The following is a 13,899-nucleotide window of genomic DNA, read 5'->3' as shown; positions in this document are numbered from 1 at the left end:
ACGTTGCAACTTTAAACAACTATCTTGCCACAAATTGAAAAGAGCTGCATATTTTAGATAAAAGCTTTACAATCCGCGTCAAACAAGGAAAAACCCACACTTATCCACCAACATTCTGTACGATATCGTACAGGGCTTTGTCCGCCCCCGTACATATCCGGAAAATTGTTAGTTTTGAAACAAAAACAAAAGAAAGTAAGATGTCCAACGCCCCATTCAAAAACAGCCACCCGCTTCTTCAGCTGCTTATCCTCCTTTTGTTAATGCCCGTTTCGGTTTTTGTTGTAAGCCTTTTGGGCATGCTGCTTTTGCTGCCCTTTGGTGGAACTACCCTATGGGAGGCCTGGATGCAGGGTCAACCATCTTTGCCTCAGCTCAAGTACCTGCAAGTACTGCAAAGTGTAGGACTCTTTATTGTTCCGGCACTTTTGGCCGCACGCCTTTTTTCAGACAGCCTCCGCACCGGTTTGTTTTTCAAAAGACCTTCAGTGCCGGGCCTCCTCCTGTCCATATGCCTGATTATTGCGGCCCAGCCTCTGGTCCTTTGGCTGGCCAGTGAGGCCTTACAGCCCACCCTGCCCGAAGGCCTGCGTGGACTCAGCGAATGGATGCACCAGTCGGAGGAGACAGTCAACAAAACCCTTTACCGCTTTTTGGACACCCGGGGCACCATGCCCCTGCTTCTCAACCTGCTTATGATGGTCGTCCTGCCTGCCCTGGGCGAAGAGATGTTGTTTCGAGGCAGCCTGCAGCCTATGCTGCAGCGCTGGTTGGGCAGACCGCACACAGCCATTTGGCTGACGGCCCTTCTCTTCAGTGCCATGCACCTACAGTTCCTGACTTTTTTCCCGCGCCTTTTTCTCGGTGCCCTCCTGGGCTATCTTCTCCTGTACGGAAAAAGTCTCTGGTATCCCGTCGCCGGCCATTTCATCAACAACCTGCTGGCCCTGTTTCTCTTCTACTATTACCGGTTCTCCCAACCAGATGTGAATCCCTTAAGCATGGAACAAAGCGCCCCCGCACTTTGGCTGCTGCTGCTGAGTGGAGTACTGACTGGAGGTATTCTTATGCTGCTGAAAAAAAATCAATCCAGGGCAGTGCCCCCGGCCACGTCTTCCTTCTCCGAGGGGCGATAGACATAGACCACGCCAAAATCACTGCAACGTCTGCGGCGTTCCACCGGCTCCAGGTGGTCATAGAAACTTTCAATTTCATTCCAGAGCTGGATGATGAGTCGATCGGCCTGCGTACGAAACTCGGCCACTTTCTCCATCAGCTTCGTGGAAGTCGCCAACAAATCCTTGTGCAAATTATAAGTCTCCTCAAACCTCTCGTACTTCACCTTAACCATGGCCAGGGAAGGATTATAAATACGCGTGGCCCCGGTGGCCATCCGCGCCTCCTCACCTTGAATTACCACCTTCCCCCAATCGAAGAGTTGTTGTTCGGTCCCAATTTCAGGAACCGAGCGATGCCCGGGATCAATGTTGAAGAACTTACGGACCTGGGGCTTCAGTTCGCCCCGCGCAATACAGAAGTTAAGCACTTGCAGAAAGTGCGATACGTAGAGTCGTGCCGCCTTAAAATGCTCACCCAGAAGTTTACCAATACCGGCCTGTCGCTCACGATTGTGCTGGTACTGCTGCAGGACCTGCTCAAAATGAGGATAAAAGCCCTTCAATTGCAATAGGGTACTTTGAGAAAAAGCCAATTCACGAACACTCAAATCAGCTGCTTTGCGCACAGCTGCCTTTAAGGCACGCAATCTTGCCTGATCGGTATTGGGCAAGCGACGGTACGGCATACGTTTAAGGGTATTAATGGTTCTGACTTCTGATATTTTGCTTTATGGGGGTCAGAGCTCGGCTTGAAAAATATCTAAAAAAATAAACTTTTCCAAACAAAGCCCTGATTTTCAAGCTACAGATAAATGCCTTCGCCCACCCCGATCGGCAAACCCAGCCAATACCATACAAAAAGCAAGACCACCCACATCACAAACAATACAGCGCTGTAGGGTATAAGCAGCGACAAGATGGTGCCAATGCCGGCGTTTTTGTCGTACTTCCTCACCCAGCCAATAAGCAGCGGAAAATAAATATAGAGCGGACTCACAGCATTGGTAATGGAGTCGCCCACCCGATACATCAACTGGACAAAAGCGGGATTGTAGCCCAATTGGGCCAGCATGGGAATAAAAATGGGCGCAAAAATGGCCCATTTGGCCGAACCACTGCCAATAAAAATATTCAGGAAGGCCACAATGATCATAAACAAGGTGAACATTACGGGGCCGGTGAGACCGCTGGCCTCCAGAAAATGGGCCCCGTTAATGGCCAAAATGGTGTCGAGGCGACTCCAACTGAAAAAGTTAATGAACTGTGCCACCACCAGCATCAGAACAATATAGCCCGAAAGATCCTTCATCCCGGCTTCCATCAGCTTCAGCAAATCATCGGGTTTTTTAATAGACCCCGTAATCTTACCATAAACATAGCCGGGGATGGCAAAGAAAAAGAATAAAATGGGCACCAGTCCCCGCAAAAACGGCGAAGGCACAATGCCCCCTGTTTCCTGATTGCGTAAGGGAGCTCCCTCCGGAACCAACAGGGCCAACACCACCAGTACAACAGCCAGGGCCGACCAGCCTGCATAAATCAGACCTTTACGCTCAAGCGCTGTAAGCTCCGGTTTGGTTTCAAAAGCCTTAACGCCCTCGTCGCCAATGGCCAAATTGCGACAGGCAGGTATGGTAAAACGTGAAGCCACAAAGGCTCCGCCCAAACCCAGCATGATGGTGGATACGATCATAAAGTACCAGTTGGCGGTGGCGCTGATCTCCATCGTGGGATCAATACGCGCAGCCACATCGGTACTGATTCCGGCCAACAGCACATCGGTCCCCGCAATAAAAAAGTTGGCGGTAAAACCCGCCGTAGCCCCGGCATAGCCGGCAATGAGACCGGCAATGGGATGCAGCCCCATTTGCATAAAAATCAGCGCGGCAATGGGCGGCACAATCACCACACCGGCATCGGAGCCAATATTGCCACAGGCGCCAATGATAAAAATGACCGGGAGCACCACCTTACGAGGTACGGCAAAGGCCATGGTACGCAGAGCAATGGGCAGGAGTCCCCCTTTCTCAGCCACCGACACCCCCATCAACATAACGAGGACCAGACCAAAGGGAGCAAAATAAGCAAAGTTGGTCACCATTTCTTCCAGAAAACGACGCAGACCATAGCCCGACAACAAATTTCGCGCAGCCACCTCCGTTCCCGTCCCCGGATCAACGGCACTCAGTCCCAACAAAGCAGCCACGGCACTCAGTCCCACAATAAACACACTGATCCACACAAACATCCAAAAAGGATGGGGCAGTTTATTGCCCAATAATTCAATCCATTTCAACAGTCCACTGCTGGCGGCCGTATGCTGCTCCGGCACATTCTTCTTTTGCTTACTCATCCCTTATGCTAATTTAATCGTTTTCCTGTCACATTACTGCCGTTGATCTTGCGGTACAAGTCAAGGGCGTAAACATCGGTCATGCCCGACACAAAGTCCAACACCGTTTGTATCTTTTGTTGGACTGCCGCTTCAGGCCCCACGCGGTATTGTTGGGGAATAAAGGGCAGCAGAAGTCGACTGAGATGCTCTTCGGGATGCATCACAGCATGGGTAAACTCCTTGAGCAGACTGCCCAAGATGCGAAAGCCCGCTATTTCAATCTCCACCACCTTGGGGTGACAATAAATCACCTCATAACCGGTGCGGGCACAAGCCTCCATCGCTGCTGCCGCACAGCCTGAAAGCCGGTCGATCAGGGCTCCTTTAAAGCGTCCTGATAAAATGGCTTCGTGCTGCTCAATAAATATGGCCGTGCAAAGTTTTACCAACTTACCGATCACCCAGGCCCGAATAAAGGCAATCTGCTCATTGGTATCGGTCACCTCCCGGCAGGTAGCCGCAATACGTTCCAGCGCATCGGCCTCCTGCACCGGATCAAAAAATGCCAACAACAAGTCGCGGGTCTCCCCGGTACTTAAAATACCCAACTTATGGGCATCCTCAATATCCATTATTTGATAACAGATGTCGTCGGCCGCTTCTACCAGATACACCAAGGGGTGACGGGCAAAAACACCCGGACGATCGGCTTGTTCCTGCAACCCCAAACGTTCGGCCAGGTCCAGATAAGTCGCCTTTTCACTCTGAAAAAAACCATACTTTTTTAGCCCTTCGGTAGCCGATGCATAGGGATACTTTACAATGGAAGCCACCGTGGTCAGGGTGAGCCCAAAACCGCCCTGGCGGCGACCGGCAAACTGGTGGGTAAGCAGGCGCAAAGCATTGGCGTTGCCCTCGAAATCTATCATATCTCGCCAAACAGCTTCATCGTCAATCAAAGCACGGTACTTTTGGCCTTCCCCTTCTTTAAAGAAGAGCGAGATGGCCTTCTCTCCGCTGTGGCCAAAAGGCGGATTTCCCATATCGTGGGCCAGACAAGCAGCCGCCGTGACAGCCCCCAGCTCACCGGCCAGCGGAAGGTCCAATCCCAAGTCACCGGTCAAAAAGTGACTGATGTTGTTGCCCAGAGAACGAGCTACACTGGCGACCTCCAGACTGTGGGTCAAACGATTATGCACAAACACACTGCCCGGCAGGGGGAAAACCTGAGTTTTATCCTGCAACCGCCTGAAAGGCGAAGAAAAAATCAGTCGGTCGTAATCGCGCTGAAACTGACTTCGGTCGTGCTGCTCACCGGGCCTGACCGCCTGACCGGTGCGTTGACCCGACAACAAGCTTTCCCATTTCATAGTAAGGCATTTTAAAGTAAAAAACTCGGGGCAATAAAAATACATTATTTCGACCCTTTTGCCAGCAAAAAAGGAAAAAGAACTTGGCTTTTGTAAAAAGCACCCAAGCTCCTTCACTTAGCCTGCTGCCTTCAGAGCGGCCAGGGCCTCCATCAACCCATTTCTGGCACTCGTCACCGATTTTCGATCGTTCGTCAAAGTTTTGTAACCATTCGTCAGGATAGCTTTTCTATTTATCAATATCTGTTTGGTTTATGTTTATCATTTCGCGTAATTTGCACTCGTCAAACGAGACACGGTTTTTGGTTTTATATTCATTATCAGCAACTTAAATGAATAAAGGATGTTTTAGCTTTTTTTTTAAAAAAAAGAAAGACCAGGGATTCAAAATCCAGCCATTTAGTCTCCTTTTGTAAAAAAAGCCGAAATATTTCTTAAACACGTCTTAACTGACTGTTTTTCAGCGATTATTTAGTGAGAGCATAATAATTATTATTTTAAAAACAACTCTAACTGTATTGTTATGAATTATTTTCGTTCGAAATTGATGGGCCTCGCCCTCTTAGCAGCTGCTGTAAGTTTTGTCGCTTGCGACGACGATGTGGAAACCTCTTCTTTGGTGTTGGACCAAACCCAGGAAGCTACGGTAACGGCTTATTTGTACGCCGAATTGGATAAAACCGAACTGGGACTTGAGCATGCACCCAACGGAACCAAAGTCTTTGTATCGGTAGACAACAGCGAATTCAACCCCAACGCCAAAGGCACCTGGATCGACACAGTGTATGTACAGAATGGACAAATCGAATCAGTAGTCCCCGTTACCAGCCAGGGCGTTACTGTTCGCATTACCCCTGCTGAATTTGTGCTTGAACAAAAGCAAGCTTTCAATTCAGTTTCTGAAACCCTGGAGAAAATCTTCAAGAAAACAGGTGGAAGCACCGTAGGCAACGTTAAGCCAGGCGAGCACCGCATTCACGAGATCACCTACGATGATGAGGATTTCGACAATCTGGCAGAATTTGTTGATCGTCGTTTCACCGTATGGGCCATTGTCAATGTTGAAGATGGCGTAAAAGAGGTTGCCGGTGCCGAAATCACCTTTCACAATGGCGACTGGTCGACCACTGTTACCAGCGACGCAGTAGGTATTGTAACTGTAGCACTGCCCAAGGGAGAGGCTACCACTGCCGTATTTACTTACAGCAAGAAATGGGAAGTAGATAACAACAACCGCAAGACCTATCGTTACACCAGTTCGGTAAGCGCCTACAATGAATCTTCACCTGCTTTGGGCGACTTGAGCTTTGGCGAAGGCACCTTGTACGAGTAGTCGGGATCTGATTAAGTAAAACACTTAAAGAAATTTGTAATGAGATTATACAGCACAATATTCCTGCTGAGTGTGCTTTCGTTCGGGGTTTTTGCCCAGGACGACTATTCAGCGGCCTTCGAACAGGAGCAAGAAGAGGAAAATACCACTCAGGGCAGTGAATACTTTCCCAAAGCCGGAGATTTCGGAATCGGTTTCGACGCCTCGCCCTTCCTGAACTACCTGGGCAATGCCTTCAACGGCAGCAGCAACAACCAGTTGAATTTGGGCGACAACACTTTGTATTTTCGCTACTTTTTGAGCGACGATGCAGCCCTTCGTCTGGCCTTGCGCATCAATTCAGAAAAAGACGTCAACAACTTTTACGTAACCGACGATGCGGCTTTTATGGAAAACCCGCTCAGTCAGAACCAAGTGGAAGACCGTCGCATCGAGCTCAGCAACAATTACGATTTGAAATTGGGCTACCAGATGTTTAGAGGGAAAAACCGCTTGAGAGGTTTCTTTGGCGGGGATCTGTTCTTTGGCTATGCCAAGTACAACGAGGAATTTGAATACGGCAACCAAATGACCGTATTGAATCCTGCTCCCTCAACCGCTGCTTACAGTGGTTCGGCTGCCCAGCGTCCGCTGACCAGAAACTATGGTGCAGAAGTAAGCCTGGGACTGGGTGCCTTTACCGGTGCAGAGTACTACCTGATGCCGGGAGTTTGCCTCGGTGCCGAAATGGGACTGGTTTACGGACAGACCATAGGCAGTCAGGCCAACGAGAGTTACGAAACCATGGTAGAGTCGATCTACTTTACCGGCGACAGAGAAGTTAGTCCCGGCGACCGCAGCCGCAGTCTCCAAACTACTTTCCCCTCTGCCTACGGCAACCTCTACCTGATGATCCATTTCTAACCCTAACCAACCCTTCTTAACCCCACCCTTAGTAAAAGGGACGACTTGCAACTGCGCGTCGTCCCTTTTCTTTTTTAGTAAATACGGGTGCGGTAATCCTTCATGGCCCTGTCGAGCTGCCGGGCCTGTCCGCCGGTACAACGGTCGAGCAGCGCCCAAAACCGGGGCCCGTGGTTCTTCTCCCGGGTGTGACAGAGCTCATGCAAAAGCACATAGTCGATCAGGGCCTCCGGCAAGCGCATCAGGTGCAGGTTCAGGTTGATGTTGTTGACGCCGGAACAACTGCCCCAGCGACTCTTCAGGTTTTTTATAAAAACACGTTGGTAAATAAATCCATATTGCTGTGCCAGCTGTTGCAGGCGTGTCGGCAAATGGCGGTGCGCCGCCTTGCGCAAAGCCTCTTCGATGCCATAACGAATGGCTTCCTGTATGGGTGGGTGCTGCACCGGAAGATGTTGGGGATACTGGACCAGCAAAACGCCGTCGTGCAAAAAGAGCCGCACATCACCACGGTCGGCTTTTTCAATTTTCAACTGGAAACTGCACGTTTTAAATTCACTCTGCTCGTCAAACAAGGTTTGGCCTGCTTCGTGTCGGGCCATCTGATGAAGCCCCTGAACAATCCAGTCTCTTTTAAGACGAACAAAGTCCAGCGCTTCATTGACTGTGCCATGAGGCGGCATCAGAACCTGAACCCCTTCCAGAGGTTTAATGCGAATAGACAGTCGCGTAGTGCGCGGATGACGACGAAAGGACACCTTTCCGATGCCCTCCACCTCCATTTCATAAGGAATAGAATCTGCCATATTGCCTCTTTATGCTCTGCCCAAAATTAAGTTTTTCGGGGCGGAACGCCAAGCCGGACTACTTTTGGTACACCCAGGCGTAGAGCAGACCCGTAAGCAAGGCACCACCGGCTATGTTGCCCAGGGTGGCCGGCAATAAATTGTTCACCAAAAAGGACAACCAACCCACCTCGGAGCCATAAAAAAGGGCGGTGGGCAAAAAGAACATATTGGCCACGCTGTGCTCAAAGCCCATAGCCACAAAGGCCATGACCGGAAACCAAAGTGCCAGCAGTTTCCCGGTAATGTCGTTGGCAGCAAAGGCGGCCCACACGGCAAGGGCCACCAGCCAGTTGGCGCCTACCCCTTTGGCAAAAACCACCCAAAAAGAAGCACTGGTCTTATGCTCCGCCAGGTGCATAAGGCTGTCGAGCCAGGGACTCTCAGCAAAAATGCCGGTCTGCCAGCCCAACAACCAGGCGACAAACAGCGCGCCCACAAAGTTGCCCAGGTAAACCCATCCCCAGTTGCGCAGTAAGCGCCACAGACTGATTTTGCCCGACAACAGGGGCGGCACAAAATAGGCCGTATTGCCGGTAAACAAGTCGGCCCCCGCCACCACACACAAAAAAAGGCCCAGGGGGAAAACCGCCCCCATAAAAAGTTTTTGCAGTCCCGGATTGGCCTCAGCAATACCGGGGATGCCTCCGCCCACCACCAGGGCTAATAAGCCGCCCAGGGCGATGTAGGCACCGGCCAGGAAGGCCAGAATAAAAGTGGTACGAAGGCCGTTTTTGTTTTTATGCAGGGCCGTATCGCTGGCTTTCTGAACCAGTTCGGCCGGAGAGGAAAAGGACATAATGGTTTGCTTTGAAATGCTGCAGGGCAGACTTAATTGATGACTACTTCGGGCACGTAGGCCTGGAAAAGGGCTTTGGCTTTAAGCAAGGCCTCCGCTGTATTGGCGGGAACATCCGACAAGGCGTACGCCCAACCCAGGGAGGCATACTTATGTACGCCCAGTTTGTGATAAGGTTGTATCTCCAGCTTTTCGATGTTGGGCATATCCATAATCCGTTGCCCCAGGGCATGCAAATCCTCTTCGGCATCGGAGTAGCCGGGCACCAGCACGTAACGAATCCAGGTCGCCTTGCCCCTTTGCGCCAAATAATCGGCAAAGGCCAGGGTGCGTGCATTGGAGCGTCCAGTTAGCTTGCGGTGGCGTTCTTCCTGCGCCTGCTTAATGTCGAGCAAAACCAAATCGGTGTAGTCCAACAGTTCCTTAACGTCGTCGTTGAGCAGACTTCCGTTGGTATCGATGCAGGTATGAAAGCCGGCCTCCTTGAGGGCTTTGAAAAGCTCAATCAGGCCTTTGGCCTGAATCAGCGGCTCACCGCCTGAAACGGTAATTCCGCCCTTTTTGCCAAAAAAGGGCTGCTGACGACGGGCCATGGCCACCAGGTCCTCGGTGGCATAGGGATTCCCTCCCTCAAAGGCGATGGTGTCGGGATTGGCGCAGTAGAGGCATTTGAAATTGCAGCCCTGCAAAAAAAACACCAAACGAATGCCGGGTCCGTCGAAGGTGCCCAGCGACTCTATGGAGTGTACATTCAACACAGGCAAGTGCTTAAGTGAAAAAATCGGTGCCGGAAGGTGGCTCAAGACCTCCCGGCACCGAAGATGGTAAGAACCCTATATGGTTTCGAAAAAGCTGCGTGCAATAACATCCTGCTGCTGCGCACGGGTCAGTCGCACAAAATTCACGGCATAGCCCGATACCCGGATGGTCAGCTGGGGGTAGTTCTCTGGATGTTCCATGGCGTCTTCCAGCATTTCGCGGTTGAGCACATTCACGTTAAGGTGATGGGCATCTTTGGAAAAATAACCGTCCATAATCGACACGAGATTTTCCTTGCGCTGCTCCATATCGGCACCCAGGGTTTTGGGAACGATGGAGAAGGTATTGGAAATGCCGTCGAGCGAATCTTTATAATCGATTTTGGAGACCGAGCTCAGAGACGCCAGTGCCCCGCTCTTGTCGCGACCGTGCATGGGATTGGCACCCGGTGCAAAGGCCACGCCCTGGGCGCGCCCGTCGGGCGTCGCTCCGGTCTTTTTGCCATACACCACATTGGAGGTAATGGTCAGGATGGACAAGGTGGGCTCCGCATTTTTATAGGTGGGCAGCTCCTTCAGCAATTTATTGAAGTAAGCCGGTATTTCCTTAGCAAAAACATCTACCCGGTCGTCGTCGTTGCCGTAGCAGGGAAAGTCCCCTTCTATTTTGAAGTCGGTAGAAATGCCTGCTTCGTTACGCACCACCTGCACTTTTGCGTGTTTGATGGCCGACAAAGAATCGGCTACGATGCTGAGTCCCGCCGCCCCGTAGGCCAGGTTGACCTTGGGATTGGTATCCACCAGGGCCATTTGCACTTTCTCGTAGTAATACTTGTCGTGCATGTAGTGGATGATGTTCATGGCGTCGTTGTACACCCGTCCCACCTCTTTCATAGCCAGGCGGAAGTTGGTCATGACTTCCTCCAAATCGAGGAGGTCGGACTTTAATTCGGGAATGTTGTGGAGCACTTGTTTTCCGGTCATTTCGCAGCGCCCGCCGTTGATGGCCAGGAGCAGGGTCTTGGCCAGGTTGGTACGCGCCCCGAAAAACTGAATCTGTTTGCCGATTTCCTGAAAAGATACACAACAGGCAATGCCGTAGTCGTCGCTGTTGCGGGTGCACTGCATCAAGTCGTCGTTCTCGTACTGAATGGAAGAGGTGTCGATGGATACCTGGGCACAGAATTTCTTGAAGCCTTCGGGCAGACTGTTCGACCACAGAATGGTCATGTTGGGCTCGGGTGAGGGGCCCAGATTGTACAGCGTCTGCAAAAAGCGGAAGGAGGTCTTGGTTACCTTGTGGCGACCGTCGGCCAGGCGACCGCCGATGGCTTCGGTGACCCAGGTGGGGTCGCCGGCAAATATTTCGTTGTAGGCATCCATGCGCAAATGGCGCACCATGCGCAGCTTCATCACAAACTGGTCGATCAGTTCCTGGGCATAGTTCTCGTCAATAAGTCCCAGTTGCAAATCGTGCTCCATATAAATATCCAAAAAGGAAGATACATTGCCCAGCGACATGGCGGCACCATCCTGCTCCTTGACGGCAGCGAGGTACGACAGGTAAACCCACTGTACGGCCTCCTGCGCGCTTTGGGCGGGGCGCGACAAGTCCAAGCCATATATGGCCCCCAGCTCCCGCAACTGTCCCAGTGCCTTTATTTGTTCGGCCACTTCTTCGCGGAGACGAATGCGCTCGTCGGTCATGGGACCAATCAAGCCCAACATATCCAGCTTCTTGGCTTCGATCAGGCGATCGGTACCGTAGAGGGCCACGCGTCGGTAATCGCCAATGATGCGACCACGGGCATAATTATCGGGCAGTCCGGTCAAGATCCCTAAGGAACGAAACAGACGAATTTCAGGGGTATATACATCAAAAACCCCATCGTTGTGGGTCTTTGCATAGTTGTTAAAGATGTCTTTTACGCGGTCGGACACTTCCAGTCCATGCTCCTGGCAGGCTTTTTCAACGACGGCAATGCCGCCGTAGGGTTTCATGGCGCGCTTCAGCAACTGATCGGTCTGCAAGCCGACGATCAACTCTTGCTCCTGATCGATGTAGCCGGGACCGTGGGAGGTAATGCCCGATACCACCTCATTATCGATTCCCAACACCCCGTTGTTGGCCCGCTCCTCAGAAATGGCAGTCAGACACAATTGCCAAAGGTGCTTGGTTCGCGCACTGGCGTCGCACAAAAATTCTCCTTCCCCGTCGTAGGGTGTTACATTTTTCAAAACAAAATCACGTACATCGATCGCGTTTTGCCAGTTTCCGGATTTGAACATTGCTTCAGTTTGTAAGGTTGACAGTTCAAGTATACACAATCATCCGGTTCTCGCTCAACCGGAGGTCGCATTTTTTAGTGGTTTTTGTAATCTCAAGATTACAATGCAAATATAGAGATTTATTTCCTTATTGGTTTTATACCCCCTTACATTTCTGTTTTTTTAACCAAAGTCCGCAAAAAACAAGAAACTTTAGACGCTTTTGTTGAATTGGTTTATCGTACTAAAGTGCTTATACTTGCACACAGAAACATAAATGATTTGTGATGATGAGAAAATTAACCTTGGGCATTTTAGGAGCAGGCAAGCTGTCCGCCCTTGTAGTGGAGGCCTTTAACCAGGGCTTACTGAACGATATGGAATTGCTGGGTATTTGCTCCAGAAGCAAGGATAAAAGTGAAGGACTGACCCAGACCTACAACCAGGGGGGCAGCAAGCGGGCCTGTCGCTCGTGCAGCTCCCAGGAGGAGTTGCTGGCGCTGCAACCCGACTATATTGTTGAGGCCGCCTCCCCCACGGCCCTGCGTGAACTGGCGCTCCCGGCCCTCAGTGCCGGAATATCGCTGGTTACTTTATCGATTGGCGCCCTGGCCGATCCGGAATTCCTGGAAAAAGTAAAGGCGACAGCTAAGCAGGGCGGCGCCCGGGTTCATTTGGTTTCCGGTGCGACCGGTGGGTTTGATGTGCTGCGTACCGCTGCACTTATGGGTGGTGCAAAAGCCACTTTCTTCAATGAAAAGGGGCCGGGAGCTTTAAAAAACACCCCTGTTTACCGGGAGGAGCTGCAGCAGCAGGCCGAGACGGTTTTCAGCGGTACGGCCAGTGAGGCCATTGGCCTCTTTCCTACCCGCATTAATGTAGCGGTAGCGGCTTCGCTCGCCTCAGTGGGTCCCGATAAGATGCAAGTCACCATTCAATCTACGCCCGGATTCAAGGGCGACACTCAAAGGGTGGAGATTGTTAATGAGCAAGTTAAGGCGGTGATCGACGTGTACAGCGCCACCGCCGAAATTGCCGGATGGAGCGTGGTCAGCACCCTTCAGGGCCTCACCTCACCCTTGGTATTCGGCTAAATTATCGAGCACTTTCCGACTCAGGCGCTCGAAGGCCTGGCGGGTGCGACCAGAGGAGACCGACATGCAGTGAACACGGGGGTGGCTCAACAAGGCTTTTTCGCCCAGGGCCCCCTCCGAATCACAATAAACCCGGTTGTCGCCCTCCAGCCACTGCTGAAAGGGAGCGGCTTCCCAGGCGGGAGACAGGCCTACATTAAATAAAATTTTTCGCTGTCCCAGCGCTTCAAAAGCAGCGGCATCCAGCAGCACGGTATGCTTATTGAGACAGCAGATCACCACCTCGCTTCCACGCAGCACTTCCTGTAAGGGCAAAAAGCGATAGCCTTTCTCCCCGGCCCAGGGCTTTGCACTGCGCGAAAAATAGCTGATATCGGCACCCAGAAAGTGCAGAGCATCGGCAATCATTCCCCCGAGCTTGCCCAGACCAATGATCCCGACTTGCAGGCCGGTAAGCTCACGCGGCACCCCGTCCCAGGGCTCGCGGGGACTGCCATCCTTTTCCCGGCCAAAACCATGGAGACAGCGTATCAACTCACTCAACACGTACTCTACCACCCCTTCGTCGCCATAGTCGCGGATGCCCGTTACGGTAATGCCCCGGCTCTGTGCATAGCGAATGTCCACATTGGCGCTTTCGGGACTGTAAAGCGAGCAGCACATGCCGATGTATTCCACATTGGGGCAGGCAGCCAAAACCTCCTTGCCCAAAAGGGAGGTATAACTCAGGAGCACCGCATCGGCATCTCCGATACGACGAACCATTTCGGCATCGCTCGCAGGAATATCCCGATACATCACCAACTCTTCGGCAAAATCTTTCAGCTTGTCCTCTGCCTCAGGCACGAGGCCCACCGGCTCAATGGCCACCATCTTCTTAAACATAGTACGGTTTTTTAACAAAAACGGAGTTTACTAACACCCACTACAAATCTTTGCAGAGCGCGGCAAAGACAAGGCTTGCGACGGCAGAATAAGGGACTTTAACCGTGGGCAGCAAGGCTTGCGCAGTCGGGGAAAACGGAGTTTACCGATACCTCTGCAAATCTTTGCAGAGCGCGGCAAAGACAAGGCTT

Annotated in this window: 12 protein-coding genes; 4 read left to right on the top strand and 8 right to left on the bottom strand. The window is 51.6% G+C overall.

Features of this window, described 5'->3' with window-relative positions; translation table 11 throughout:
• The first annotated feature begins 200 nt into the window (after window positions 1-200).
• A complete protein-coding gene (locus tag B4W65_RS03755) occupies window positions 201-1,136 on the top strand; it encodes a CPBP family intramembrane glutamic endopeptidase (RefSeq protein WP_088653779.1) in 936 nt (311 codons plus the stop codon).
• On the opposite strand, the gene B4W65_RS03750 is transcribed toward B4W65_RS03755, so the two are convergent.
• From B4W65_RS03750 to dgt, 3 genes are all read right to left on the bottom strand, one after another.
• Complete coding sequence (locus B4W65_RS03750; protein WP_088653778.1) at window positions 1,085-1,804, bottom strand: hypothetical protein; 720 nt, start codon at window positions 1,802-1,804, stop codon at window positions 1,085-1,087. The genes B4W65_RS03755 and B4W65_RS03750 overlap by 52 nt on opposite strands.
• Before the next feature lie 116 nt (window positions 1,805-1,920).
• Complete coding sequence (locus B4W65_RS03745) at window positions 1,921-3,471, bottom strand: AbgT family transporter (RefSeq protein ID WP_088653777.1); 1,551 nt, start codon at window positions 3,469-3,471, stop codon at window positions 1,921-1,923.
• 8 nt (window positions 3,472-3,479) lie between these two features.
• The gene (dgt, locus tag B4W65_RS03740) at window positions 3,480-4,823 is read right to left on the bottom strand and encodes a dGTP triphosphohydrolase (protein WP_088653822.1); all 1,344 of its coding nucleotides are present in this window, start codon (window positions 4,821-4,823) and stop codon (window positions 3,480-3,482) included.
• Window positions 4,824-5,346: 523 nt separating this feature from the next.
• On the opposite strand from dgt, the gene B4W65_RS03735 reads away from it, so the two are divergent.
• Window positions 5,347-6,156: a hypothetical protein gene (locus B4W65_RS03735; RefSeq protein WP_088653776.1), complete on the top strand. Its 810-nt coding sequence runs from the start codon at window positions 5,347-5,349 to the stop codon at window positions 6,154-6,156.
• Window positions 6,157-6,195: 39 nt separating this feature from the next.
• Window positions 6,196-7,059, top strand: coding sequence for a hypothetical protein (locus B4W65_RS03730; RefSeq protein ID WP_088653775.1), 864 nt, complete (start codon window positions 6,196-6,198; stop codon window positions 7,057-7,059).
• 74 nt (window positions 7,060-7,133) lie between these two features.
• Here the strand turns inward: B4W65_RS03730 and B4W65_RS03725 are convergent, their stop codons facing one another.
• The 4 genes from B4W65_RS03725 to pflB all read right to left on the bottom strand — a co-directional run bounded on the left by B4W65_RS03725 (window position 7,134) and on the right by pflB (window position 11,750).
• Window positions 7,134-7,865, bottom strand: coding sequence for a M48 family metallopeptidase (locus B4W65_RS03725; protein WP_088653774.1), 732 nt, complete (start codon window positions 7,863-7,865; stop codon window positions 7,134-7,136).
• Between the two features lie 58 nt (window positions 7,866-7,923).
• Complete coding sequence (locus B4W65_RS03720; RefSeq protein WP_088653773.1) at window positions 7,924-8,703, bottom strand: formate/nitrite transporter family protein; 780 nt, start codon at window positions 8,701-8,703, stop codon at window positions 7,924-7,926.
• A 32-nt stretch (window positions 8,704-8,735) separates the two neighbouring features.
• Window positions 8,736-9,461, bottom strand: a complete 726-nt coding sequence (gene pflA / locus B4W65_RS03715; RefSeq protein WP_088653772.1) for a pyruvate formate-lyase-activating protein — start codon at window positions 9,459-9,461, stop codon at window positions 8,736-8,738.
• Window positions 9,462-9,536: 75 nt separating this feature from the next.
• The gene (gene pflB, locus B4W65_RS03710; RefSeq protein ID WP_088653771.1) at window positions 9,537-11,750 is read right to left on the bottom strand and encodes a formate C-acetyltransferase; all 2,214 of its coding nucleotides are present in this window, start codon (window positions 11,748-11,750) and stop codon (window positions 9,537-9,539) included.
• 266 nt (window positions 11,751-12,016) lie between these two features.
• Here pflB and B4W65_RS03705 point away from each other — a divergent pair, with 266 nt between their 5' ends.
• Window positions 12,017-12,823, top strand: a complete 807-nt coding sequence (locus B4W65_RS03705) for an aspartate dehydrogenase domain-containing protein (RefSeq protein ID WP_240509471.1) — start codon at window positions 12,017-12,019, stop codon at window positions 12,821-12,823.
• Here the strand turns inward: B4W65_RS03705 and B4W65_RS03700 are convergent.
• Window positions 12,803-13,708 carry an NAD(P)-dependent oxidoreductase gene (locus B4W65_RS03700; protein WP_088653769.1) on the bottom strand — a complete coding sequence of 302 codons (906 nt, stop codon included), beginning with the start codon at window positions 13,706-13,708 and terminating at the stop codon, window positions 12,803-12,805. The two genes, B4W65_RS03705 and B4W65_RS03700, sit on opposite strands and share 21 nt — an antisense overlap.
• Between the last annotated feature and the right edge of the window lie 191 nt (window positions 13,709-13,899).

The organism is Geofilum rhodophaeum (assembly GCF_002210225.1).
GTDB lineage: Bacteria > Bacteroidota > Bacteroidia > Bacteroidales > Marinilabiliaceae > Geofilum > Geofilum rhodophaeum.
This window is presented reverse-complemented; position numbering and strand designations above follow the sequence as displayed.

What these genes read in the sequence shown, in the direction of transcription:
- dgt (WP_088653822.1), bottom strand. Translation starts at nt 4,823, where the DNA reads ATGAAATGGGAAAGCTTGTTGTCGGGTCAACGCACCGGTCAGGCGGTC.
- B4W65_RS03735 (WP_088653776.1), top strand. Translation starts at nt 5,347, where the DNA reads ATGAATTATTTTCGTTCGAAATTGATGGGCCTCGCCCTCTTAGCAGCT.
- B4W65_RS03755 (WP_088653779.1), top strand. Translation starts at nt 201, where the DNA reads ATGTCCAACGCCCCATTCAAAAACAGCCACCCGCTTCTTCAGCTGCTT.
- B4W65_RS03745 (WP_088653777.1), bottom strand. Translation starts at nt 3,471, where the DNA reads ATGAGTAAGCAAAAGAAGAATGTGCCGGAGCAGCATACGGCCGCCAGC.
- B4W65_RS03720 (WP_088653773.1), bottom strand. Translation starts at nt 8,703, where the DNA reads ATGTCCTTTTCCTCTCCGGCCGAACTGGTTCAGAAAGCCAGCGATACG.
- B4W65_RS03730 (WP_088653775.1), top strand. Translation starts at nt 6,196, where the DNA reads ATGAGATTATACAGCACAATATTCCTGCTGAGTGTGCTTTCGTTCGGG.
- pflB (WP_088653771.1), bottom strand. Translation starts at nt 11,750, where the DNA reads ATGTTCAAATCCGGAAACTGGCAAAACGCGATCGATGTACGTGATTTT.
- B4W65_RS03700 (WP_088653769.1), bottom strand. Translation starts at nt 13,708, where the DNA reads ATGTTTAAGAAGATGGTGGCCATTGAGCCGGTGGGCCTCGTGCCTGAG.
- B4W65_RS03750 (WP_088653778.1), bottom strand. Translation starts at nt 1,804, where the DNA reads ATGCCGTACCGTCGCTTGCCCAATACCGATCAGGCAAGATTGCGTGCC.
- B4W65_RS03705 (WP_240509471.1), top strand. Translation starts at nt 12,017, where the DNA reads ATGATGAGAAAATTAACCTTGGGCATTTTAGGAGCAGGCAAGCTGTCC.
- B4W65_RS03725 (WP_088653774.1), bottom strand. Translation starts at nt 7,865, where the DNA reads ATGGCAGATTCTATTCCTTATGAAATGGAGGTGGAGGGCATCGGAAAG.